The sequence below is a fragment of the Hymenobacter metallilatus genome (assembly GCF_003944705.1).
GTDB lineage: Bacteria > Bacteroidota > Bacteroidia > Cytophagales > Hymenobacteraceae > Hymenobacter > Hymenobacter metallilatus.
Window position 1 is genome coordinate 101,572 of the sequence record NZ_RWIS01000001.1, and the last position, 25,369, is coordinate 126,940.

A 25,369-nucleotide genomic window follows, 5' to 3' on the forward strand; every position below is an offset into this window, starting at 1 on the left:
CAGTAGGTTTACCCTCTCAGAAGCACGCTATATGCCCACTACTGCCCCGCCTTCCCTCCGCCCCGGCGACCAGGTTGCCATTGTTTGCCCCGCCCGCAAAGCCTCGCACAAGGAGTTAGCCGCCGCAGTGGCCACTCTGGAAAGCTGGGGCCTGCGCGTGGTACTGGGAGCCAGCACCAACGTGGCCCACCATCAGTTTGGGGGCGAGGATGCAGTGCGCCGCCAGGATTTTCAGCAGCAGCTCGACACCCCCGCAATCCGGGCCATCCTTTGCGCCCGGGGCGGCTACGGTACCACCCGCATCATCGATGGCATCGACTTTTCCCGGTTTGCCCAGGACCCCAAGTGGATAGCCGGCTTCTCGGACATTACCACCCTGAACTGCCATTTGCTGCGGCGCGGGCACCAGAGCATTCATGGGGTTATGCCGCTGCTGTTTCATCTGGAAGGCGGAGAGGATTCGTTGGAAAGTCTGCGCCGGGCGTTGTTTGGGGAGGAAATCAGCTACGCGGCCCCGGCCCACGTCCTCAACCGCCCGGGCACAGCCACCGGCGAGTTGGTGGGTGGCAACCTCAGCATCCTGCAAACCCTCACCGGCACGCAGTCGGATGTACCTACGGCGGGCCGCATCCTGTTTCTGGAGGATATTGATGAGTACCTGTATGCCATTGACCGGATGCTGGTGCACCTGGACCGCACCGGTAAACTGGCCGGGCTGGCCGGGCTGGTGGTGGGCCATTTCACCAACCCCCAGGACAATGCCGTGCCTTACGGCCAGACGCCCAACGAAATCATTAACCAGTACGCCGTACGCTACGGCTTTCCCGTGGCCCACGGCTTCCCGGTAGGCCACGAACCCCACAACCAGGCACTCATCGTCGGCCGGATGGCCCGCCTGACGGTGTCGGCCGCCGAAGGAACACGCCTGGAGTACGTGTAACGCCCCCCTCATCAGCCGCCAGTATGCCCGTCACCATTCACCGCGTAACCGCCCGGGAGTTTCCGCAGCACATAAGCGCCCTGACAGAACTGCTCCGCGACGCTGTGGATGCAGAAGCCTCCGTGGGCTTTCTGCCGCCCCTGACTACGGCCGAAGGGCAGGAGTTCTGGGAAGGCGTGGGCACCGGCGTAGCGGCCGGCACTACTCTCCTGCTTGTGGCGGAGGAAGCCGGGCAGCTGGTGGGCACCGTGCAGCTGGTGCTGGCCACCAAGCCCAACGGCCTGCATCGCGCTGAGGTATCCAAACTGCTGGTACCCACCCGGGCCCAGCGGCGCGGTATCGGGCGGCAGCTGATGCTGGCCGTGGAGGAGGTGGCCCGGCAACATAACCGCTCCACCCTGGTGCTGGATACGCTGCAGGGTGCCGGCTCCGAGCTGCTTTACCAAAGCCTGGGCTATACCGCCGCCGGCGCTATTCCGGCCTTCGCCCGCGTGCCCGGCGGGGCGCTGGAGGCTACCGTGGTGTATTATAAGCTGCTCTGAATCACAGATGATGCAGATAGGTCTGATAGCGCAGATTCGTTCTGGCAAGGCTGTTTGCGCCGGTGAAATTCGTAGCATTTACTCGTTCTGAGCGGCTGATGTCCGCTACTGGCTGGAGCAAAGAGTATGTCGCTAACGATGCCCGGATTTCTCACGCCACCTGATGCGCGGAATGTCCGAATGACAAACGGCCCCGGCAGCTTGTGCTACCGGGGCCGCATCTGTTACCAGCAAACCGCCTACTCGCCGTATACCACCGTCAGCAGTGTCTGGCCCACGGCTTTGAGGGTGCGCCGGTCGATGATGCTCATATTGTCCTGGGTGGTGTGGTGGTAGGGCTGGAATTCGCCATTGGGCAGAAAGTCGATGATGTCGATGGTGCGGATACCGGCGTTGTTGGTGAACACGTGGTCGTCGGTGATGCCATAGCCGTCGGCAAACAGGAAGTAGTCGGAGAAGCCCAGTTGGGAGGCCGTGTTCCACACCTTATCTACCACGTCGCGAGCTTTCTGCCGAGAGAGTTCCTCACGGCTGAACTTACCGCCCTTGGCACCTACCATATCCAGTAGAATGCCATAGTTGGGCTTATAGCCAACGGGCAGCAGGTTTTTGGCCCAGTACTGGGAACCCAGGCACCAGCTTTCCTGGTTGCCCAACAGGTTTTTCTTCTCGCTCTGGGTACTGCCGTCGTAGCCATAATCCTCCGAGTCGAACAAAATAAAATCGACACCGACGCCGGGAGCCAGGCTGTCTTTCTGGGTACCCAGCACGCGGGCCATTTCCAGGGCCACGGCCACGCCGCTGGCGCCGTCGGAAGCGCCATCGAGGGGAGCGTTTTTCTTGTCTTTGTCCTTGTCGGCGAAGGGGCGGGTATCCCAGTGCGCGAAGATGGCCACCCGCCGCGGGGCCTGGGGCAGGTACTGGGCAATGATGTTGCGCGACTTCAGCATTTTGCCATCGAAAGCCATGGCCTCAAAGGGTTGCTCCTTCACTGTGAGGCCCGCTGCCTTGAACTTGCCAATAATCCAGTCGCCAGTTTTTACGTGAGCCGCCGTGTTGGGCACCCGCGGGCCGAAGCTCACTTGCTTGGCCGTAAAGGCGTAAGCCGAATCGGCGTTGAAGGCCGGGGCTTTGGGCAGCGCGGCTTCCTCAGCCGCCGCGGTATCGGTGGAGGTTCCGGCCGTGTCCTTGTTGCCGGGGCAGGCCGTGAGCAGGAGCAGGCTGGCCAGGGCGGCCGGGGCAATGCGGGAAAGTACAGGCGTCATAGAAAGTGAATGAAGAACGTCATGCAGAGGCGCAGCCGAAGCATCTCGCGTGCTGATGTTGCAGTGGCAAGTTAACAACTCATGAGCGAGATGCTTCGGCTGCGCCTTTGCATGACGTTCAAACGTACCCGTTTATTCCTCACTATACGCCCAGTCTACGCCGGCCTTGGTATCCTTCACCACAATGCCCTGCTCCTTGAGGGCGGCCCGGATCTGGTCTACCTTGTCGTAGGCTTTGGTGGCTTTGGCTTCCTGGTAGAACTCCAGGGTGAGGCGCAGCAGGTCTTCGGCGCTGGCCCGGGGCTCATCGTGCAGGCCCAGCACATCCTGCACCAGCGCTTGGTAGGCCGTGGCAGCCTCCTCCAGAGCAGCGGCACTGACGCTGGCCAGGGTGGCGGGGTTGGCGGCAAATCCGTTGAGCTTACGCAGCAGATTAAACAGGCTGGCAATGCAGCGGGCCGTGTTCAGGTCGTCGTTGAGGCCCACAAAGCAGTCCTGGACCAGCTTGTGCAGCTCCGCGTCGGCGGCGGTAGTATCGGGGGTTTTGCCTTCCGTGACCGGAGCTACAGTGCGGGCCTTGATTACGTCGGGCGAGAGGCTCAGCTCGCGCAGCTTATCCAGCAGGCGCAGGCCGTTCATCAGCTTGCGGTAGCCTTTGCGGGCGGCCTGTAGGCCTTCATCCGTAATGTCAACGGGGCTGCGGTAGTGGGCCTGGAGCAGAAAGAACCGCGCCGTCATGGGCGAGTAGGCCTGGGCCAGCGTGGTATTTTCGCCCGAGAACAGCTGACTGATGGTGATGAAGTTGCCCAGCGACTTGCTCATCTTCTGGCCATTCACCGTCAGCATGTTGTTGTGCATCCACACCTGGGCCTCGTTGGTGGGGTGGTTGCAGGCCTGGCTCTGGGCAATTTCGCACTCATGGTGCGGAAACATAAGGTCCAGCCCGCCGCCGTGAATGTCGAACTCGGCCCCGAGGTATTTGCGGCTCATGGCCGAGCACTCCAGGTGCCAGCCGGGAAACCCCTCGCTCCAAGGGGAGGGCCAGCGCATGAGGTGGCGCTCATCGGCTTTTTTCCAGAGGGCAAAATCCAGGGGGCTGCGCTTTTCCTCCTGGCCAGCCAGGTTGTCGCGGGAGCCGGCCAGCAGCTCCTCCACCACGCGGTTACTGAGCTTGCCGTACTCGCGGCCGGCGGCGTTGTAAGCGGGTACATCAAAGTATACCGAGCCGTTGGACTCGTAGCCGAAGCCATTGTCGATGATTTGCTGCACCATCTCAATCTGCTCCACAATGTGGCCGCTGGCCCGGGGCGTAATATCGGGCGGTAGGCAACCAAGGGCCTCCATGTGCTGCTGGTAGAGGTTGGTGTAGCCCTCAGCTACCTGCATAGGTTCCAGCTTGTTGGCGCGGGCAATTTTGCCGATTTTGTCTTCCCCTTCGTCCGCATCGCCTTCCAGGTGGCCTACATCGGTGATGTTGCGCACGTAGCGCACGGTGTAGCCCAGGTAGCGCAGGTAGCGCGTCAGCACATCAAACACCACCGGCCCGCGGGCGTTGCCCACGTGGGCTTCATTGTACACCGTCGGCCCGCAGAGGTATACCCCCACAAAAGGAGCATTCAGGGGCTGAAACGGGGCTTTGCGACGGGTGAGGGTGTTGTAGAGCGAGAGTGGGTGCTGCATGGGTGCAAAAGTAACCGCAGTTTTGGCAGTAAAGGCGGTAAAATCAGATTTTGTAACTGCCTCCGGCTGCGGACAACAACGAGGCCTGATAACAGCTGCGGCCAGCTAAAAGTCTGGATAAAGCTGGGTTATTCCTGAAAATTAGTTTAAAAGTCAGCTCTAAAAGTACAAAAGGCCCATTCGCTAGTCTATAAAGTTCGTAGGCTAGTACAAGACGTTTCCTAATCGGTACAATCTCCTTACTAATGGGTGCTTTTGCGCAGCTGGTACGTTGCGGTGGTAGGGAAATGGTCGGAGTAAGGAATTTCGTAATGCACCCGGCAGTCTGCCACCGTGAACTGGGGGCCGGCAAACTGGTTATCAATGCGCACAAAGGGCAGGCGGCCGTTATAGGTGCTGCCTACGCCATTGCCCACGGTGGCCCAGGCGTTCTGGAAGTGGTCGGCCAGCTGGTCGTAGCTGTAGCTGTAGGGCACGTCGTTGAGGTCGGCGCAGAGCAGGATGGGGTAGCGGCACCGCGCAAAGCGCTGCACCATTGTATCAACCTGCCAGTGCCGGGCTACCGCTCCGCGCTTAAAGCGCCGCAGCAGGTCCAGGCCTTTTTGCTTAAGGCCGGCCTTGCTGGAGTAGCTGTCCACAATGTCCTTCTCATCCATGCTCATGCTCTGCAGATGAAAGCTGTACACGCGCACCGTATCCCGGGAGGGCAGGCGCACATCGGCCCACATGGCGTGGTTCTGGGTGAGCTTACCGAAGCTGATGGTACCCCGGCGCACAATGGGGAAGCGCGAGAAAATGGCCATACCAAACTCGGCCCCGGCGCTGTTGGTCAGGGTTTTGGACAGAAACACCTGCCGGCCCGCCTCCCGCCCGATGTTGTCTACCGTCCGGAATACGGCGCCATCCTGGGTGCGGGTACCGGCTGGCTCGTTGTAAAACTCCTGCAGGCACAGGATATCGGCCGGGCTTTCCTGCAGCCACTGCACCATGGCTTTCGATGACTGCAAGCCCGCATTGCGCAGCTGAGGGTACACGTTGAAAATGCGCACGTTGGCCGACAGCACCGTTACCACCGGGCCGGCAGCCGGGGCGGGGGCATTGGCCGCGCGGAAGGGGTGCAAAGCCAGCCCCCGCTGAAAGTGCGGCCAGGTAAGTACAGCCAGGGCCAGCGGCAGCAGGGCCACCGGCCAGCGCCGCAGCAGCCAGTAGCCCACCAGCAACAGGTTCAGCAGCAGGGCCACCGGCAGGGTAAGGGCCCCGAAAATGGCCGGCCAGAAGGTGTAGGCCGGAACCTGGGCGCAGGCAATGGCCACCAGCACCCACCCCATCACCAACACGGTACTCTTAAAGGCAAACGAACGACGCACAGCTTTCAACGGCAGAATTGATCAGCCACCAAAGGTAGCCCTTCCGGCGGAGCCAGCTGCACCCGCAAAACGGCCCGAGTTTTGCGCGGCGGAGTACGTATCTTTCGTGCCGTTTGTAAACTCATTTCTATGCTCCGATTTTTTACTTGTATCCTGTTCTGCCTAAGTACATTGCTGGCCGCAGCAGCCCCGCAACCCGTCTGGGCTCCTGAACCCCACCAGAGCCTGGAATTTGTGGAAAACAAGGGCCAGTGGCCCCGTCCGGTTTTTTTCCGGGCCGATGTGCCGGCGGGCCAGCTCTACCTCACGGCCACGGGCTTTACCTACTCCTTCCTGGACCCCGCGGCGCTGCGGACCGCCTCGCACCACCACGAGGCCACTACCGGCCCCCAGCGGCCGGCTCCGGCTACCGTGCGGGGCCATGCCTATACCGTGTCGTTTGTGGGTGGCAACCCGCGCGTGGTTCCCCAGGCTTCGCAGCCCACGGCGGGCACGCGCAATTACTTCCAGGGCAATAATCCCGCGCAATGGGCAGGACAGGTACGGGGCTTCCGGCAGGTGTATTACAAAGGCGTGTACCCCGGCGTGGATGTACGCCTCTACGAAAACCGCCAGCAGCAACTGGAATACGATATGGAGGTGGCCCCGGGCGGCCGCCCCGGCGCCATCCGGCTGCAGTATGGCGGAGCCGATGCCGTGCAGCTGACCCCGGAGGGCCACCTGCGCATCCAGACTTCGGTGGGCGAGGTAACGGAGCAGGCCCCCCGGGCCTGGCAGACGCTGCCCTCGGGGGAGCAGCAGCCGGTGAGCTGCCGCTTTGAGCTGAGCGGGCAAACGCTGCGGTTCCGCCTGGGCAGCTACAATACCCGGCTCCCGCTTACCATCGACCCCACAGTGTTGTTTTCGTCGTTTACGGGCTCAGCGGCCGATAACTGGGGCTTCACGGCTACCTACGATGCCCAAGGCAATATGTACTCGGGTGGGGTAGCTTTTGCCACGGGCTACCCCACCTCTACGGGTGCCTTTCAGCAGACGTTTGCCGGCATCGGGGATGTAGCCATCATCAAATACCGCGTTACCACTTCGGGCCCGGCGGCCCGGCTGTACGCTACCTACCTGGGCGGCAACAATACCGATGCGCCTCACAGTCTGGTGGTGAATGGCCTGGGCGAGCTGGTGGTGCTGGGCACTACCGGGTCGTCTAACTTCCCGGTATCGGCCGGGGCGGTGCAGGGCGCTTTTCAGGGCGGCCCCGGCGTCAACCCATTGGGAGGGGCTCTGAATGGGCAAATGGGCTACCCTGTCGGCTCCGACCTGTTCATTGCCACCCTCAGCGCCGATGGGGCGCGGCTGGTGGCCTCCACCTATCTGGGAGGCTCCAGCAACGACGGCCTCAACCTGGGGCTGGTGAACAACTACGGCGACACCTTCCGGGGCGATGTGCTGACCGATGGGGAGAATAACGTGTACGTGGCCTCCGTTACGCAAAGCACCAACTTCCCGCTGGCGCAGCCGGTGCAGCCTACCCGCCAGGGCCTCTCCGACGCGGTGGTATGCCGGCTGCCCCGGGCACTGAACCGCCTGACCTGGAGCACTTATCTGGGGGGTACAGGTGCCGAAGCAGCCTTTTCCCTGCAACTCACCCCCGACCGCCACCTGTACGTAGCCGGCGGCACCGACAGCCGCGACTTCCCGACGATAACGGGTGGGCTGCAGATGCAGTCTGCCGGAGGGCGCGAAGGGTTCGTGGCCTGCTTCACCCCGGCGGGCACGGCCCTGCGCTACGCAACCTACCTGGGTACGGCAGCCAACGAGCTGGCGTTCTTTCTGCAGCTGGATGCCAGCAACGACGTGTACATTCTGGGGCAGACCACTTCTAACAACTACCCTATTACGGCCGGGCGCTACGGCGTCCGGGGGGCGCATCAGTTTATTCAGAAGCTGACCGGCAGCCTGGGTACCACGCAGTACAGCACCACCGTGGGTTCCGGGCGGGATGGGTTTGATATTTCCCCAACGGCTTTCCTGGTGGATGACTGTGAGCGGGTGTATATGTGCGGCTGGGGCGGCAACGTGAATGCCACGTATGGTGGTGGCTCCACCCTGGGGCTGCCCACAACCAGCGGGGCCCTGCAAACGTCTACCGACGGCAGCGACTTTTACCTGGCCCAGTATGCGGCTGGCCTCACGGGGCTCGATTACGCTACCTTTTACGGGGAGCGGGGTGCCCGGGGCGAGCATGTGGATGGAGGCACTTCCCGCTTCGATAAAAAGGGCGTGGTATACCAGGCCGTGTGCGGGGGCTGCGGGGGCACCCAGGGGTTTCCGGTGCCGCAGGGCGCCAACTATTATACCACCCGCAATGCCAGCAGCAACTGCAACAACGCGGCTTTTGCCATCAGCTTTGGCCTCACCGTTGCCGACCCCGGCCCCACCCGCTACGTGTGCCAAGGCAGCGGCCCGGTTACGCTGGGCGGCCAGCCCAGCGGGGGCATCTGGAGCGGGCCAGGCGTTACGCGGCTGGCCAACGGCACCTATCAGTTTCAGCCCAGCGCGGCCCTGGTAGGGCGTAACCTGCTGCAGTACTCGGTGCAAACCACTGGCATCTGCCGCAGCATCCGGCCCCTGGCCATGATTGTGACGCCGGAGCTGGCCGTCACCATCAATCCGGTGCCGGCTCTCTGCGCCAATGGCACCGCCGTAACGCTGCAAGCCACGCCGGCCGGGGGTACCTGGAGCGGGCCGGCAGGCCTGTCGGGCAATGTGTTTAATCCGCAGCAGGCGGGCCCCGGCACCTATACCCTCACCTACACCTACTCCGACACGCTGGGTTGCGGCACGGCTACCCGCACGGTAGTGGTCAACCCGTTTCCCAAGCCGGTGGCCGGGCCCAACCTTACCTTTTGCGCCTACGAAACCCAGCCGGTGCAGCTGACGGGCGCCAGCCCGGCCGGGGGCACCTGGAGCGGCCCCGGCGTAACACCGACGGGCCTGTTCACGCCGCCCAATACCAATCTGCGCGGCGGCATTTTCACCCTTACGTATTCAGTTACCGAAAACGGGTGCACTGCCTCCGCTACCCGCCAGGTGCTGCTGGCCCCCTCGCCGTCCGTTAACTTTCCGCTGAACGTGCCCGAGTGCAGCAATTTTCCCCAGTACACGGGGCTGGCACCTTTCAGCTGTCCGTTTGTGCCCGTGCTGACGGGCGGCAGCTACACCTGGGACTTCGGCGACGGAAGCCCCGTTTCGACGGAAGAAGCGCCTACCCACGTCTACCAGCAGCCAGGCTCCTACACGGCCAAGCTCACCGCCCGCTACGCCAACTGCACCGTGGAAACCAGCTTCGTGCCGGTACTGGTAGGTGAGGTATTCGTGCCCAATATCATCACGCCCAACCACGACGACAAAAACGAAACCTTTATGCCCCGTTTCAGCTGCCGGCCGGCTACGTTGCGCGTGTTCACGCGCTGGGGCAATAAGGTATTTGAAACTGATAATTACCGCAACGACTGGCGCGCCGACAACCTGCCCGACGGATTATACTACTACCACCTGAAAGATGCCGATGGCCGCACGGCCAAAGGCTGGATTACGGTAGAGCAGTAACGGGCATTTTTCCTGCTGCAACCAGCCGAATAACCCGTAGCTTTGCGGCTATTAGCGTTATTCGGCTTGTTGCATATATGAAGCAATTGTACCTGTTTATGGGCCTGTGGCTGGCCCTCAGTATCGGAGCAAAAGGCAGTCCTACCGGCCCCGAGCACCACCTGGAGTTTATTGAGAACAAAGGCCAGTGGCCCACCCCGGTGCTGTACGCCGCCGACGTGCCAGGCGGCCGGCTGTTTATGGAGCCCGGGGGCCTCACCTATGCCCTTACCCGGGGCCTGGAGCATCCGCACACGGCCTCGCCCCGGCCCGCTGCCATGCCGGTACCCGCTGGGGCCCACGCGGTGCGGGTGGAGTTTGTGGGCGCCGCCGCTTCGGCCCGGGTGCAGCCCGCGGAGGCCACCCCCGACAAGCGCAACTACCTACAAGGGTCCGACCCGGCCCGGTGGGCGGCCGGCGTAGGTAGCTTCCGGCAACTGCGGTACCCGGCCGTGTGGGCGGGCATTGGGGCGCACTTCTATGAAAACGACCACCAGCAGCTGGAATACGATTTCGAGCTAGCCCCGCTGGCCGACCCTGCCCGCATCCGGCTGCGCTACCACGGTGCCGATGCCGTGAAGCTGACCCCGGAAGGCCAGCTGGAAATCAGCACCTCCGTGGGTACGCTGCGGGAGCTGGCGCCCCGGGCCTGGCAAACCGATGCGCAGGGCCGGCGCCAGCCCGTGAGTTGCGCCTACGTGCTGCGCAACCAGGAGGTCAGTTTCCGCCTGGGTGCCTACGACCCGCACCGGGCACTTACCATCGACCCCACGGTGGTCTTTTCCACGTTTACGGGTTCTTTAGCTGATAACTGGGGCTTTACGGCTACCTATGATGCCCAGGGTAACCTCTATTCCGGGGGCATTGTGTTCAGCACGGGCTACCCGGCCAGCCCCGGGGCCTACAGCACCCAGTTTGCCGGCTCCACCGATATTGCCATCATCAAGTACAATACCACGGCCCGGGGCCCGGGGGCCCGGGTGTGGGCCACCTACCTGGGAGGCCTCGGCGCCGATTTCCCGCAGAGCATGGTGGTGAACAGCCGGGGCGAGTTGCTGGTGCTGGCGGCCACCGGCTCCACTAACTTCCCCACCACGGCCGGAGCCCTCGACCGGAGCTTCAACGGCGGCAACGCCATCAACCCCTACTTCGGCTACTCGCCCTCCAACATGCCCAACGGCTCCGACCTGGCCGTGGTGCGATTCAGCGCCGATGGGAGCCGGCTGCTGGCCGCTACCTACCTGGGCGGCATCGGCAACGAAGGGGTGCTGCCTTCCACCATCGGCTTCAACCTGTTGCGCAACTACGGCGACGCTTTCCGGGGCGACATTCTGGTGGATGGACAGGACAACGTGTACCTGGCCTCCAACACCTCCTCCCCCGATTTTCCGGTTCGCAACAACTTTCTGCCCTACACGGCCGGCCTCAACGGAGTAGTTACCAAGCTCACACCCGGCCTCGACCAAGTGGTATGGGGCAGTCAGCTGGGCGGCAACCAGCCGGATGCCGCCTACTCCCTGCAGCTGGACGCGGCCGGCCGCCTGTACGTGGCCGGCGGCACCACCAGCCCCGATTTTCCGCTGACGGCTGGTACCGTACAGCCCGCGCAGCGCGGCGACGTGGATGGCTTTGTCACGCGCATCAGCGCCTCCGGCACCGTCCTCGAAAGGTCGGCCCTGGTTGGTACTACGGCTTATGACCAGGCCTATTTCGTGCAGCTCGACCAGAGTGGCGGCGTGTACTTGCTGGGCCAGACGCTGGGCGCCTACCCCACCGTGGGCAACCGCTACGGCGTTGCGGGCGGGCGGCAGTTCATTCATAAGCTGAACGCCGACCTGACCGCCACCGAGTTTGCCACCACCTTCGGCAGTGGCCGCCCCACCATCGACCTTTCGCCCACCGCTTTCCTGGTGGATCAGTGTGAGCGGATTTACGTGAGCGGCTGGGGCGGCGGCAACAACTCCGGCTACGGCAATGGCACCGTGCAGGGCCTGCCTACTACCACCAACGCCACCCAACGCTCCACCGACGGAAATGATTTTTACCTGATGCAGCTGTCGACGGGGGCGCGGGCCTTGGATTATGCCACGTTTTTCGGGGGCAGCGGCCAGGACCACGTAGACGGCGGCACTTCCCGTTTCGACCCACGTGGGGTCGTGTATCATGCCGTATGCGGGGGCTGCGGGGGCTCCAGTGACTGGCCCGTTCCGCCGGGCGCCGGCTACTACTCTACTGTCAATAACAGCACCAACTGCAACAACGCTGCTTTCAAGTACAACTTTGAAACTGTGAATGTAGTGGCCGGCACCGACCGGAACGTATGCGTGGCTTCAGCCCCCATTCCCTTGCAGGGCAGCCCCGCCGGCGGCGTCTGGACGGGCCCGGGCGTAACGGGCTCGGTGGGCGCGGGCTTTTTCTTCACGCCCACCGCCAGCCTGTTGGGCACTCAAACCCTCACGTATACGGTGACGGGTGTGGGCCCCTGCGGCGGGGTTTCTACGCTGCAGTTGACCGTGGTGCCGGCGCCACCCATTGCGTTTACGGCCCCCGCTCAAACCAGCTTCTGCCTGAACCCGGGCGTGCCCACCGTAGTGGGGCTGGCGGCCACGCCGGCCGGCGGCACGTTCTCGGGGCCGGGCGTGAGCGGTGCGCAATTTAACGCTGCCGTAGCCGGCCCGGGTACGCACACCCTGGTGTACTCGGTAACCACCAACGGCTGCCAGCTCCAAACCACGCGCACGGTTACGGTAACCCAGGCAGTAGTCGGCGCGGGCTTGGTTACCTGCACCGGAGCCGGCCCCCAGGCCTTGGTGGGCAGCCCGGCGGGCGGCGTGTGGTCGGGGCCCGGGGTATCGGGCTCGGCGGCAACGGGCTTCGTGTTTACGCCTACTCCGGCGCTGCTGGGCAACCGGCTGCTCACCTACACCGTTACGGCCCCCGGCGGCTGCACCAGCTCGGCTCCCATGCCGGTTACCGTGCTGGCCACGCCCACTTTTACCCCGCCAACTCTGCCGGCCTACTGCACCACCAACGCCGTGCCGGTAGCCCTTCCGCCTGCGGCCTCGTGGAGCGGCAACGGCATCCGGGGGGCCGCTGGCCCGGGCTTCACCTTCACGCCGGCTCTGGCCGGAGCCGGCACCCATACCCTCACCTACCGCACCGGTTTCGGCCTCTGCGACTACACCGGCTCCATCACCGTGCAGGTCAGCGCCCCTGTTGCCGTCAGCGCCGGGGCCGATACGCTGCTGTGTCCTGGCAGCACCCAGCCTTTCCGGCTGCGGGCGGCCGTGGCCGGGGGTACCTGGAGCGGCCTCAACGTTACGCCCGACGGCCGCTTTACTCCTCCTGCCGGCTTCACGGGTAGCGTAACGCTTACCTATACGCTGCCCGATGTCTGCCAGAGCACCGGCACCCGCCGGGTAGCCGTGGCCGCGCCCCCGGCCACCGCCCCAACCTGGACCCCGGCCAGCTGCCCCGAAAACCGCCTGGCCCCGCTGACGCTCACCTTTAGCGGCGGCGCCACCACTTCCAGCTGGGAGTTTGGCGACGGGTCGGCCCCGGCCGTGGGCAGCAGCGTTACGCACACCTTCGCCCAGGCGGGCACCTACCGCCCCCGCGTTACTACCTTCTTCAACGCCGGCCGCTGCTCCCAAACGGCCACGCTGCCCGCCGTGGAGGTAATTCCCCAGCAGCTGCCGCCCAACATCATCACCCCCAATGGGGACGATAAAAACGAGTTTTTTGTGATTCGTACGGCCTGCCCGGGCCAGCTACAGGTGTTTTCGCGCTGGGGCAACAAGGTGTTCGAGGCCACCGCTTACCGCAACGACTGGCGCGCCGACGGCCTGCCCGACGGCGTGTACTACTACATGCTGCGCCTGCCCGACGGGGCCCCTATCAAGGGCTGGCTGACGGTACAGCGCTGAGCCGCTGACAGCTTGCTTTCCGTGGTTTTGCATTGTATCTTTGCAGCAGCAAACTAGAACACGAACAGAGGGGACGGATAGTCCCCTCTTTCTTTTATCCGGTAACCCGCCCATGAAACTCGATCAAGCCCGCCTTTCCGAGCTGCTCCAGGATAGTCTGCCCACCGATGGCAGCCTGTTCGTGGTGAGCCTGGCCGTGTCGGATGCCATCCGGCCCAAAGTCACCGTTACTCTCGACGGGGAGCAGGGCGTGGGCATTGATGAGTGCGCTCAGGTCAGCCGCCGCCTGGCCCGTCGCGTGGACGAGGAGTACGGCGAAGATGCCAGCTACACCCTGGAAGTAACCTCGCCCGGCGCCGACCAGCCCCTGCGCGACGCCCGCCAGTACACCCGCCACGTGGGCCGCACCCTCAGCCTGAAAATGGCCGACGGCACCGAGAAAACCGGCACCCTGGAAGCTGCTGAGCCCACCGGCATTCAGCTGGCCGAAGTGGTGAAGGAAAAAAGCAAGAAAAAGACTTTACCCGCCGTGCTGATTCCCTTTACTGATATCAGCGAGGCCAAAGTGGTTATTTCGTTTAAGTAAGTACAGTACGCTGGTAGCTGATGGCTGTTGGCCGTTAGCTTGATTTCGAATCCTCACCTTTTAGCTGTTGTCGTCTGTTGGAAACCATGCCACCAGCTAACAGCTAGTAGCTAAAAGCTTTAAAAACAATGAACAGCAACGTCCTGATTGAATCGTTTGCCGAATTCGCCCGGTCGAAGAACATCGACCGGCCTACCATGATGAGCATCCTGGAGGAAGTATTTCGCACGATGATCCGCAAGAAGTACGACGACGACTCGAACTTCGACGTGATTCTGAACGTGGACAAGGGCGACCTGGAAATCTGGCGCAACCGCGAAATCGTGGACGACAACTCCGAGGATATCTGGGACTTCGACAAGATTCCGCTGACCGAGGCCCAGAAGATTGAGCCCGACTTCGAAATCGGCGAGCAGGTAGCCGAAGAAGTGAAGCTGGAAGATTTCGGCCGCCGCGCCGTGCTCATGGCCCGCCAGACGCTGATTCAGCGGGTGAAGGACCTGGAGCGCGACAACCTGTACCAGCAGTACAAGGACCAGGTGGGCGAAATTGTAGTGGGCGAGGTGTACCAGGTGTGGGGCCGCGAAGCGCTCATTCTCGACAAAGACGAGAACGAGCTGGTATTGCCGAAAGGCGAGCAGATTCCGAAGGACCGTTACCGTAAAGGGGACAGCATCCGGGCTGTGGTCCACCGCGTAGATGTACTTAACGGTACGCCCAAAATCATTCTCTCGCGGGCTGCACCGGCTTTCCTGGAGCGCCTGATGGAACAGGAAGTACCCGAAATCTTCGATGGCCTTATCACCATCAAGAACATCGTGCGGGAGCCGGGCGAGCGGGCCAAAGTGGCCGTGGAAAGCTTCGACGACCGGATTGACCCCGTGGGGGCCTGCGTGGGCATGAAAGGCTCCCGTATCCACGCCGTGGTGCGCGAGCTGGAGAATGAGAACATCGACATTATCAACTACACCGACAACCTGGAGCTGTACATTGCCCGGGCCCTGTCGCCGGCCAAGCTCACGTCGATGAAAATCAACGAACAAACTGGGCGGGTTTCGGTGTTCTTGAAGCCCGACCAGGTGTCGTTGGCCATTGGCCGCGGCGGTGCCAACATCAAGCTGGCCTCGCGCCTGGTAGGCATGGAAATCGACGTGTTCCGGGATGCCGGCGACTTCGAGGAAGACATTGCCCTGGACGAGTTCCAGGACGAAATTGAAGGCTGGATCCTCGATGAGCTGAAGAAAATCGGCCTCGATACCGGCCGCGCCGTACTGGCTGTGAGCAAGGAGGACATCGTGCGCCGCACGGAACTGGAGGAAGAAACCGTGGAAGAATTGTTCCGCGTGATTCGCCAGGAGTTCGAAGACAGCGACGACCAGGACGACGAAACCCCAAATTCCGGCGACGCGCAATGAGTGCGCGGCGGCCGGTACGGCAAGGGCGCTAACATCAGACCGGGTGGTTTGATTTTAGCGCCGCCCGGCAAGATTTAAGTTAGTACCTTTGCACCAAGATAAGAGTATCGTCCCCGAGCATAGAATGGCGGAAGCAGCAACCAAACGGCTGAATCAGGCGGCCAAAGACCTGAACGTTGGGCTTTCCACGATTGTGGATTTCCTGGCGGGAAAAGGGCATTCCATCGAAAACAAACCCACGACCAAGCTATCCTCGGAGCAAGTGGCTCTGCTGGAGAAGGCCTTCGCGTCGTCGGCCCAGGACAAGATGGACGCCGCCAAAGTAAGCCAGGCCAAGCGCCAGAGTGAGTTGGAAGCTGCGGCTGTCCAGGCAGCCCAGGCGCGGGCTGCTGCGCCCGTTGCGAAACCAGCCGCCCCGGCTCCGCAACCCACTCCCCAGCCGGCTCCGGCCGCTGAAACCCCTCCGCCAGCACCGGCTCCCACCGAAGAGCCCGCCCGCGTGCCGGGCCTGAAAGTGCTGGGCAAAATTGAGCTGGATGCTAAAGGCCGCCCCGTGCCGCCCAAGCCGGCGCCTCAACCTTCCGCTGAAGCCCCCAAAGCACCAGAAGCACCTAAAGCGGTAGAGGCCCCTAAGGCTCCTGCCGCTCCTCCAAAGGTGGAGGCTCCCGCTGCTCCAGCACCTGCTCCCAAGCCGGAGGTTGCTCCAGTAGCGGAAACGCCGCGCCCGGCACCGGTAGTAGAAGCTCCCGTAGTTGCTCCCGCCGCACCAGCGCCGGTAGTAGCTCCAGAAGCACCTGTTGCGGTTTCGGCCGAGGCTTCGGCCTCAACCGATGCCTCGGCTGCAGCCGAAGCCGGCACGGCGGAAGAAGGCACTATCGTTGCCAAGGCCGATCAACTGAAAGGCCTCACCGTACTGGGCAAAATCGAGCTACCCCTTGACTCTTCACGCCGCGGAGGCGGGGGAGGCCGGGGTGCCCGTCCTGTTGCCTCCTCCGATGTGCGCAAGAGCGGCCTTAACGCCAACGATAAGAAAAAGCGGCAGCGGATTCCCATGACTGGTCCTGGCCAGCCGGGAGGCCAAACCGGCCCTGGCCAACAGGGCGGCGGTAATCGTGACAACCGTGGCCCCGGCCAGCAGGGCGGTGGCAACCGTCCCGGCGGGCCCGGCCAGCAGGGCGGCGGCCGTCCCGGTGGCCCCGGCCAGCAGGGTGGCAACCGTGACAACCGGAGCGGTGGCAACCGCCAGCCGGCACCGGCCCTCACGCCCGAACAGAACGACAAGCAGATTCAGGAACAGATCAAGGCCACACTGGCTAAGCTCAGCGGTGGCCGTGGTGGTCAGCAGCAAAACCGGGCCAAATACCGCCGCGACAAGCGCAACATGGCCGCCGAAGACCGGGAGGCGCTGCGTGCTCAAAACGAGCTGGACGCCAAAACCCTGAAGGTAACCGAGTTCATTTCAGCCAACGACCTAGCCTCGCTCATCGACGTGTCGGTGAATGAAATCATCAAGGTTTGCCTGAACATGGGCATGTTCGTATCCATCAACCAGCGCCTCGACGCCGAAGCCATTACGGTTATTGCCGATGAGTTTGGCTACGATGTTGAGTTCCTGAGCGCCGAGGAGGAGGATACGACCATCGAAATTGAAGATAACGAGGAGGACCTGCAGCCCCGTGCTCCTATTGTGACCATCATGGGTCACGTTGACCACGGCAAAACCTCCCTGCTCGATTACATCCGGAATGCCAGCGTAGCCAAAGGCGAAGCCGGTGGTATCACCCAGCACATCGGGGCGTACGACGTGATGACCAAATCGGGCAAGCGGGTTACCTTCCTTGATACGCCGGGTCACGAAGCATTTACCGCTATGCGTGCCCGGGGTGCCAAGATTACGGACATTGCCATTATTGTGGTAGCCGCCGACGACTCGGTAATGCCGCAGACGAAAGAGGCCATCAACCACGCGCAAGCTGCGGGTGTGCCCATTGTAATTGCCCTCAACAAGATTGACAAGCCCGGTGCCAACCCCGACAAAGTGCGGGAAGAACTGTCGGTAATCAATGTGCTGGTGGAGGAATGGGGTGGCAAATACCAAAGCCAGGAGGTTTCGGCCAAAACGGGTATTGGTATCGACGACCTGCTCGAAAAAGTACTGTTGGAAGCTGAAATCCTGGAGCTGAAAGCCAACCCCGACCGCAACGCGGTGGGTACGGTTATCGAAGCCTCGCTGGACAAAGGCCGGGGCTACGTAACTACCATTCTGGTACAAACCGGCACGATGCAGGTGGGCGACATTGTACTGGCGGGCCCACACTTCGGGCGCGTAAAGGCCATGACTGACCACCGGGGCAAAAAGATGAAGCAGGCCGGACCTGCTACCCCAGTGCAGGTACTCGGCCTTACGGGTGCTCCCCAGGCCGGCGACAAAATTCAGGTAATGGAAACGGAGCGTGAAGCTCGTGAACTGGCTACGCAGCGGCAGCAGCTGGCCCGGGAGCAGAGCATGCGCACCAAGAAGCACATTACCTTGGACGAAATTGGTCGCCGTCTGGCCATTGGTTCGTTCAAAGAGCTCAACGTAATTGTGAAGGGCGACGTGGACGGCTCGGTGGAGGCCCTGGCCGACTCCCTGCTCAAGCTGAGTACTCCGGAAGTAGCCGTAAACATCCTCTCGAAAGGCGTGGGTGCCATTTCGGAAACCGACGTATTGCTGGCCTCGGCCTCCGATGCTATTATTATCGGCTTCCAGGTGCGGCCTTCGCAGAGTGCCCGCAAACTGGCCGAGCAGGAGCAGATCGACATCCGCCTGTACTCGATTATCTACAACGCCATCAACGAGGTGAAGGATGCCATGGAAGGTATGCTGGCCCCGACGGTGAAGGAGGTAGTGGTGGCCAACGCCGAAATCCGTCAGGTGTTCAACATTACCAAAGTGGGCACCATTGCCGGCTGTATGGTAACGGATGGCACGTTTACCCGCAAAACCAAAGTGCGCCTCGTGCGCGACGGTATTGTGGTGCATTCCGGCGACATTCAGGACCTCAAGCGCTACAAAGACGATGTGTCGGAAGTACGCCAGGGTTACGAGTGCGGCATTTCGCTCAAAGGGTTCAACGACCTGCGGGAAGGCGACAACATTGAAGGCTTCGAAGAACAGGAAGTGAAACGGACGCTGTAGGCAACCGATAGTATTCTCCCCTATTAACCGGGCCCCGACTTGCACAAGTCGGGGCCCGGTTGCGTTTAGCCCATTCACATCATTATGCTATTGACGAAAAGACAGCGCCAGATTAGTTTTGTATCAGATCAGGAAAATATTGCACTGTGCGAGTCCAAGCTCCGCAGTTACGCCCCCAAACTTCCACCCTATGAAAACGACACCTATTCTTCTGTCGCTGGCAGTACTGGCCGCTAGCCCGGTGCTTGCCCAATCCAAAACCGGAGCCAAGCCGGCCCCTAAACCCGTAGCGGCTGCTACCCACACACCCTCTGCACCCCGGGCAGCAACTTCGGGAACAGCAAAACCAGTGGTAAAAGCAACTCCTGCGGGCAAAGCCCCGGCAAAACCGGCACCTGCAGCGGCTAAACCAGCACCGGCACCCGCCGCTGCTCCTTCTCCGGCTACCACTGCTTCTACCCCGGTCAATAAGCCAAGCAGTCCGGCTGCCTCCGGGGCTTTGTTTCAGAAAGGCACCACAATGGTAAACCTGGGCGTCGGGCTGGGGTTGGGGTACGGCTACGGGTTCGGTAGCGGCCTGAAAGCTACCCCTGCCGTGAGCCTGTCCCTGGAAAAGGGCATCATTGAAGGTATTGGGCCAGGGGTAATCGGCATAGGTGGACTTATCGGCTACAAGGGCTACCACTATGATTACCCTGGTACTGATTACAAAGCCCGCTGGAATAACATTATTGTGCTGGTGCGAGGCACCTACCACTACGACCTGCTGCAGAACAGCAAGCTGGATACATACGCCGGAGTAAGTCTCGGCGCGCGCATCGAAAGCTATAAGGATACGTACTACTCAGAGTACCTGGGTGGGCGCTACGACAACTCCTACGGCGGCGCCAGAGTGGAGGGAGGCATTTTTATTGGCGGGCGGTATTTCCTGACGGACAATATTGGGGCATTTGCGGAAGCTGGCTATGATATGAGCTACTTGAAGCTGGGGGTCACTGCCCGCTTCTGAGTAGTTCGCCCCAGCTTATCAGGACGGATTTCTTCGCGTTTTTTGCTGCTGCACATGAAAGTCAACCGCTACGCATCGGGAGCATTGCTGCTGGGAACGGTTGCCTGCACCCACTTGCCCGATACTACCACTGCTCGCCCCGAACCACCGGTACCGTGTGGGCCCCCAACGGCTGCTGCCCTGGTACCCGTTGTCACGCAGCCGGTTGTTACGCTTGCTACTCCCCTCCCCGGCCGCGCCCCCCGAACCCAGTCACCCCTGCACACTGTCTGGCCTTCCCTAACGCGGCCTCGTCATTGAGTCTTTTACCGGCACCCGTTGCCGTAATCCATCTTCTTTGGCTGGACCGGGGGCGAACGGTGGCCCTGGTACCGCTGAAGAGCAAAAAGACCCGGAGCGTTGCGCCGGGTCTTTTTTTTATATCCGATGTAAGTAGTACGCTGCCTAGAAAAACAGAAAATGCTTTTTCTTTTTGTGACTGAGCGGTTTGCCTTTCGGATCAACAAACCCCGCGGGCCGGGTCTGACCACGCTTCTGGCGGGCCGTGCCGATGCGGTTGTCCTTGAACCTGCGAACCGTAAATCCTCCGGCACCTTTTTCGTACTGACGGGCCGGGCCTGAAGCCCGCCCAAAGCTGGTATTGGCCGTGCCCATGCCTGAACGGGCCTCCAGGATTTCCATCTGCTGGTCGCGCTTGGCTTCATCCGGGTTCATGCTCATGCGGCGCTGCACACGGGCAATATCGGTGGCAGAAGCTTTCCGCTTTTTACGGGCTCCTTCCTCGGTTGTCTGCTGCGCCTGGCTGGCGTTAGCGGGGCGAGCTGTGGCAGTACTTTGCGCCTTCAGCGCAGGAGCAGCCAGCACACCAGCGGCAAGGGCCACAACAGAGAGAAACTTCTTCATAGGAGACAGGAAAAAAGCAGAAACCGCGGAGGTGGCCGACTGAAAGCACGAAAAGCAGCCCCTGATTTCTGCGGCCAACGGGCGGGTAGTAAAGTTAGTTCAATTTCGGTTAAAACTTGTAAGTCAGGCCGATTCCCAATGTTTCTTTGAACTGAATCCGCCGGCCCCGGTCGTCGGGCACTCCATCCTCGTTGCGGTCCAGGGGCACCCGAATGTCGTCGTCGTATACCAGCAGCGTGGTAACGCTGGCGCTGACAAACTTGTTAACTTTGAAGTCCAGCAGGTTCTCCCAGTTTACATCCAGGTTCTGGGGATTATGAAAGTAGTTGCTGAATAACTCCAGTTTGGTGTTGTAGGTGATGTTGGTGAACAGTACGTGCCGGTAGCGGGCGTTCAGATATGCGCCCAACTCCTGACGCAGGCGTTGCCCGGAACCGCGCACCAGCTCCCCATTGGCTCCCAGCCGAGCAGGACGTACGCCAAAGGAGCCAGCATCAGCCAGGCCCTGATCGGCTACTACGGTAAACTTACCGGTGGCAGGTGACACAAACAGGGAAAAATCGGTATTGGGCTTGTATTCAACGCCCAGAGAGGCCAGCACGTAGGCGGGCGCAAACAGCCGGGACAACAAAGAGTCGGGCTTACCCAGCGCGTTTGTGGGAGTAAGCTGGGTTTTCACGTTCACTTGCGCCGCATACGACAGGGTTTGGGTAAACTGCCGGGCGTAGCGGCCGTTCAGCTCCAGCCGGTCGTCGTTTTTGCGCACCCGGCCTTTTCCTGCTTTCAGCAGACCATACACCAGGTTTCCTGCCAGGTCGAACGTGTGCTCCGGGCCCCGGTAATGCAGATACACGTTGCCCATGGCCAGCAAGGATAAGGAGCTTTGCCCGCCGGGGGCCCAGTTGCGCAGGCTTACCTGGCTGAAGTTAAGCGTGCCGGCACCCCCGCGCTGCCACCCACGCGCGGTGTCTACTTCCGCTGATATTTTGTAGGCTGGTAACGGGGTGGGTGGGCGCCGGGGGTCGTCGGTTTGAGCCAGGGCCGCCGTAGCGGACAAGGCTAGCAGGCAGGCTGCCAGAATAGAATGGGTACCAGGTTTCATGCGCCGATGATAAGGATAAAAAAAGCCGGCTTTTGCTCAGCGTACTGAACAAAAGCCGGCGGTAGGTGCCATAAGTCCGCTTACGAGCGGCTACGGAGAGCGTCGCGGATTTCGATGAGCAACTGCTGGTCCTTGGTGGGACCGGCTTCCACTACTACAACTGGCTCGGCGGGCTTCTTAAAGCGGTTGGCCAGTTTCACAATCCAGAAAATGGCAAACGCCATCAGCAGGAAGGTAATAACTGCATTCAGGAAAACCCCATAGTTAATGGTGGCTGCCTGGGCGTCCTTGGCCGCCTGCAACGTAGCGTAGCTTTTGCCATCCAGCGGCAGATACCACTCTTTGAAATCAACACCGCCCGTGAGCAGGCTCAGAATGGGCATCAGGATGTCATCGGTGAGCGAGGAGACGATTTTGCCAAAGGCCCCGCCGATGATAACCCCGACGGCCAGGTCGAGCACATTGCCTTTTGAAATAAACTCCTTGAATTCGGAAACAAAGCCCATGTTGTAGAAGTGTTTGGTTGTGAGACAGTAAAAGACAGACTAGCAAATATATATTTTTCTGCATCTGTTGCCAGTTGTCAGCCAGCGGAAGCAAAATTGCGGGAGCCGGCGCCCCTATCCCGAAGTATTCGCTGAATTTGATATTTTCTCACCTGAACACCCTGATTTCTGCGCTGAATGAGACTGGGCCCGGATTCATTCTATCTTTGCCGCCAGCATTGCCCCCTATCCCACCTCCAGCCATGATCTTCACCAACCTTCTCTATCATCCCGAACCCGAAACCGGCATCCTGACCATCACCGTCAACCGGCCCGATAAGCTTAACGCCCTGAATGCAGCCACTATCGACGAAATTGGGGCGGCCGTACAGCAGGGCCTCGCCGATGCTGCGGTGCGCGGGATGATTCTGACCGGCAGCGGAGAAAAGTCGTTTGTGGCCGGGGCCGATATTGCCGAGCTGACCAAGCTGGACGACGTGGGAGGCCGCCGGGCGGCGGTGCAGGGCCAGGAGGTGTTTCGCCTAATTGAGCGCAGCCCCAAGCCCGTAATTGCCGCCGTAAATGGCTTTGCACTGGGCGGCGGCTGCGAGCTGGCCATGGCCTGCCACCTGCGCATTGCCGCCGAAAACGCCCGTTTTGGTCAGCCCGAGGTGAACCTGGGCCTGGTGCCCGGCTACGGTGGTACCCAGCGTCTCACCCAGCTCATCGGCAAGGGTAAGGCCCTGGAGCTGTTGCTGACGGCCGATATGATAAAAGCCGACGAGGCGCTGCGCCTGGGCCTGGTGAACCACGTAGTGCCCCAGGCTGAGCTGCTGGGCTTCACGCGCCAGTTGCTGCTGCGCATCCTCACCAAAGCCCCCATTGCCCTGGGCCTGTGCATTGACGCCGTGGATGCCTATTTCGACAAAGGCCGGGACGGCTACCAGGCCGAGGCTGACGCCTTCGCCCGCTGTTTCGCCTCCGAAGATTTTAAAGAAGGCACTACGGCATTTCTGGAAAAGCGTCCGGCAGCATTTACGGGGAATTAAAAATTGAGAATTAAGAATTAAAAATTGCAACTAGGTTTTCTCGCTTTTAGCCACAACCAGCTGCACGATAATTTCTTAACATCCGGTTTTTAATTTTTAATTCTCAATTTTTAATTAAAGTAGATGAGTATTGCCAAACGGCTGGCTTCGCAAACGGCTATTTATGGCGTAAGCAGCATTCTGGGCCGGGTACTAACGTTTCTGCTGGTGCGGGTGTACACGGGGCGGTTTGCGGCGGCCGAGTATGGCATCGTGACGGGCATGTACGCCTACGTGTCGTTTCTGAACGTGGTGTTCACCTACGGCATGGAAACCACCTTCTTCCGCTTTGCCAACCGCCCCGGCACCGACAGGCGCGAGTTGTACGACCGGGTAATGACGCTGCTGCTGCTTTCCAGCGCCGTGCTGACCGCCGGCCTGATGCTGCTGGCCCGGCCCCTGATGAGTTTGCTGAGCTTGCCGCCGGGCCACGAGCGGTACGCCGTCTGGATTGCGGCCATTCTGGGGCTTGATGCGGTGGCGGCCATTCCGTTTGCCCGGCTGCGGCTGGAAAACAAAGCCCGCAAGTTCGCCGGTATCCGGCTGGCCAACATTGGGCTGAACATTGCGCTGAATCTGTTTTTCATCGTGCTCTGCCCCGATGTGCTGGCGGGCAAGTACTTGGCTGGCCTTCGCCCGCTGGTAGCGGCGGTATACGACCCCACCGTGGGCGTGGGCTACGTGTTTCTCTCGAACCTGGCGGCCTCAGCCTTCACGCTGCTGCTGCTGGGCCAGGAGCTGCTCGATTTCCGCTTCCGCCTGAGCCTGGAGCCGATACGGCCCCTGCTGCGCTACGCCTACCCCATTATGCTCATGGGCCTGGCCGGCATGGTAAACGAAACGCTGGACCGGATTCTGCTGCCCCGCTGGCTGCCCGAGGGCTTCTATCCTGGCCAGAGCAATCTGGCGGCGGTAGGCGTTTACGGGGCCTGCTACAAGCTCAGCATTCTGATGAGCCTTGTCATTCAGGCCTTCAAATACGCGGCCGAGCCATTCTTCTTCGCCCAGAGCACCGAACAGAACTCGCCGCGCACATTTGCGCTGGTGCTCAAATGGTTTACGCTCTGCTGCGCCATGCTGTTCGTGGGCGTGAGCGTGAACGTGGATGTGGTGGCGCAGGTATTTCTGGGACGGCCCGAGTACCGGCAGGGGCTGGGCGTAGTACCAGTGCTGCTGTTGGCCAACCTGTTTCTGGGCGTGTACTGGAACCTCTCGGTGTGGTTTAAGCTCACTGACAAAACTTACTACGGTACCTACCTGGGCTTTGCCGGCGCGGTGCTCACCATTGCCCTCAACTTCCTGCTGATTCCGGTGCTGGGCTACATGGGCTCGGCCCTGGCCACGCTGGCCTGCTACTTTATGATGGCAGCACTGTGCTGGTGGCTGGGCGAGCGGCACTACCCCATTCCTTATCCTGTGGTGCGCCTGCTGCTGTGGCTGGGCCTGGCCGTGGGCATAGTGGCCCTGAGCTGGTGGGTGCCGGTAGCCGAAGGCTGGCCCCGCTACGGCTTCCATGCCCTACTCACGCTGGGCTTTGTAGGCGTGGTGGCTGCCGTGGAAGGCCGGCGCCTGCGGGTTATCTAGCTAGCAGCTGATGGCTACTAGCTATTCGCTTTGTTCCTCCTATCTTTCGTTGCGGTAAGCAGCCAGCAGCTGGCCGTCCTGAAAAGCCAACAGCTAACCCTCACTAGCTAACAGCTTTAAAAAAACCATGCGTATTCCCATCATCAATCAGTCGCGGCATGCGTTGCCCGAGTACCAAACGGCCCATGCCGCTGGTATGGATGTGCGCGCCAACCTCCCCGAGCCGATTACGTTGAAGCCCCTGCAACGCGCCCTCATTCCCACAGGCCTGTTTCTGGAAATTCCGGTTGGCTACGAAGTGCAGGTCCGCCCCCGTAGCGGATTGGCCTACAAACACGGCATTGGCATCGTTAATAGTCCCGGAACCATTGATGCCGACTACCGCGGCGAGCTAAAAGTACTATTAGTAAATCTGTCGGACCAGGAGTTTGTGGTACAGGATGGGGAGCGGGTTGCACAGCTGGTAGTAGCCCGCCACGAAACCGTGGTATGGCAGCCGGCCCAGGAGCTCAGCGAAACCCAGCGGGGCAGTGGCGGCTATGGCAGCACAGGCACCGTTTGAATTAAAAATTGAGAATCAGGAAGTAAAAACCGGCCATTGTAATAGCTGAAAATCTGCTCAGATATGATGTTAAACGGTTTTTTTATTTC

General features: G+C 61.2%; 17 protein-coding genes. 11 read left to right on the forward strand and 6 right to left on the reverse strand.

Features of this window, described 5'->3' with window-relative positions:
- Positions 1–31 precede the first annotated feature (31 nt).
- Together EI290_RS00395 and EI290_RS00400 are read left to right on the forward strand one after the other, a co-directional pair.
- Positions 32–940, forward strand: a complete 909-nt coding sequence (locus EI290_RS00395; protein WP_125425529.1) for a S66 peptidase family protein — start codon at positions 32–34, stop codon at positions 938–940.
- A 23-nt stretch (positions 941–963) separates the two neighbouring features.
- Entirely contained in the window at positions 964–1,482 is a 519-nt protein-coding gene (locus EI290_RS00400) for a GNAT family N-acetyltransferase (RefSeq protein ID WP_125425531.1), read from the forward strand.
- Positions 1,483–1,721: 239 nt separating this feature from the next.
- On the opposite strand, the gene EI290_RS00405 is transcribed toward EI290_RS00400, so the two are convergent.
- The 3 genes from EI290_RS00405 to EI290_RS00415 form a co-directional block, all read right to left on the reverse strand.
- Positions 1,722–2,747, reverse strand: coding sequence for a M28 family peptidase (locus EI290_RS00405; RefSeq protein WP_125425533.1), 1,026 nt, complete (start codon positions 2,745–2,747; stop codon positions 1,722–1,724).
- Between the two features lie 132 nt (positions 2,748–2,879).
- Positions 2,880–4,427, reverse strand: a complete 1,548-nt coding sequence (gene cysS / locus EI290_RS00410; protein ID WP_125425535.1) for a cysteine--tRNA ligase — start codon at positions 4,425–4,427, stop codon at positions 2,880–2,882.
- A 242-nt stretch (positions 4,428–4,669) separates the two neighbouring features.
- Positions 4,670–5,794, reverse strand: a complete 1,125-nt coding sequence (locus tag EI290_RS00415; RefSeq protein ID WP_125425537.1) for an endonuclease/exonuclease/phosphatase family protein — start codon at positions 5,792–5,794, stop codon at positions 4,670–4,672.
- Between the two features lie 129 nt (positions 5,795–5,923).
- Between EI290_RS00415 and EI290_RS00420 the strand changes: the two genes are divergently transcribed.
- The 6 genes from EI290_RS00420 (at position 5,924) to EI290_RS00445 (ending at position 19,556) form a co-directional block, all read left to right on the forward strand.
- Positions 5,924–9,400 carry a DUF7948 domain-containing protein gene (locus tag EI290_RS00420; RefSeq protein ID WP_125425539.1) on the forward strand — a complete coding sequence of 1,159 codons (3,477 nt, stop codon included), beginning with the start codon at positions 5,924–5,926 and terminating at the stop codon, positions 9,398–9,400.
- Positions 9,401–9,477: 77 nt separating this feature from the next.
- Complete coding sequence (locus EI290_RS00425) at positions 9,478–13,365, forward strand: DUF7948 domain-containing protein (protein ID WP_125425541.1); 3,888 nt, start codon at positions 9,478–9,480, stop codon at positions 13,363–13,365.
- A gap of 112 nt (positions 13,366–13,477) precedes the next feature.
- Positions 13,478–13,951, forward strand: coding sequence for a ribosome maturation factor RimP (locus EI290_RS00430; RefSeq protein ID WP_185816774.1), 474 nt, complete (start codon positions 13,478–13,480; stop codon positions 13,949–13,951).
- 128 nt (positions 13,952–14,079) lie between these two features.
- Complete coding sequence (nusA, locus tag EI290_RS00435) at positions 14,080–15,366, forward strand: transcription termination factor NusA (RefSeq protein WP_125425543.1); 1,287 nt, start codon at positions 14,080–14,082, stop codon at positions 15,364–15,366.
- Positions 15,367–15,490: 124 nt separating this feature from the next.
- On the forward strand, positions 15,491–18,547 hold the full coding sequence (infB, locus tag EI290_RS00440) for a translation initiation factor IF-2 (RefSeq protein ID WP_125425545.1): 3,057 nt from the start codon (positions 15,491–15,493) through the stop codon (positions 18,545–18,547).
- Positions 18,548–18,737: 190 nt separating this feature from the next.
- Positions 18,738–19,556 carry a hypothetical protein gene (locus EI290_RS00445; RefSeq protein ID WP_125425547.1) on the forward strand — a complete coding sequence of 273 codons (819 nt, stop codon included), beginning with the start codon at positions 18,738–18,740 and terminating at the stop codon, positions 19,554–19,556.
- 444 nt (positions 19,557–20,000) lie between these two features.
- Here the strand turns inward: EI290_RS00445 and EI290_RS00450 are convergent, their stop codons facing one another.
- The 3 genes from EI290_RS00450 to mscL all read right to left on the reverse strand — a co-directional run bounded on the left by EI290_RS00450 (position 20,001) and on the right by mscL (position 22,067).
- Positions 20,001–20,459: a hypothetical protein gene (locus EI290_RS00450; protein WP_125425549.1), complete on the reverse strand. Its 459-nt coding sequence runs from the start codon at positions 20,457–20,459 to the stop codon at positions 20,001–20,003.
- A 109-nt stretch (positions 20,460–20,568) separates the two neighbouring features.
- Entirely contained in the window at positions 20,569–21,561 is a 993-nt protein-coding gene (locus EI290_RS00455; protein ID WP_125425551.1) for a DUF3078 domain-containing protein, read from the reverse strand.
- Between the two features lie 80 nt (positions 21,562–21,641).
- A complete protein-coding gene (mscL, locus tag EI290_RS00460; RefSeq protein WP_125425553.1) occupies positions 21,642–22,067 on the reverse strand; it encodes a large conductance mechanosensitive channel protein MscL in 426 nt (141 codons plus the stop codon).
- A gap of 242 nt (positions 22,068–22,309) precedes the next feature.
- On the opposite strand from mscL, the gene EI290_RS00465 reads away from it, so the two are divergent.
- The 3 genes from EI290_RS00465 to dut all read left to right on the forward strand — a co-directional run bounded on the left by EI290_RS00465 (position 22,310) and on the right by dut (position 25,280).
- On the forward strand, positions 22,310–23,095 hold the full coding sequence (locus EI290_RS00465) for an enoyl-CoA hydratase/isomerase family protein (RefSeq protein WP_125425555.1): 786 nt from the start codon (positions 22,310–22,312) through the stop codon (positions 23,093–23,095).
- A 123-nt stretch (positions 23,096–23,218) separates the two neighbouring features.
- Positions 23,219–24,718: a polysaccharide biosynthesis C-terminal domain-containing protein gene (locus EI290_RS00470; protein WP_125425556.1), complete on the forward strand. Its 1,500-nt coding sequence runs from the start codon at positions 23,219–23,221 to the stop codon at positions 24,716–24,718.
- A 127-nt stretch (positions 24,719–24,845) separates the two neighbouring features.
- Positions 24,846–25,280: a dUTP diphosphatase gene (gene dut / locus EI290_RS00475; RefSeq protein ID WP_125425558.1), complete on the forward strand. Its 435-nt coding sequence runs from the start codon at positions 24,846–24,848 to the stop codon at positions 25,278–25,280.
- The last annotated feature ends 89 nt before the right edge of the window (positions 25,281–25,369 follow it).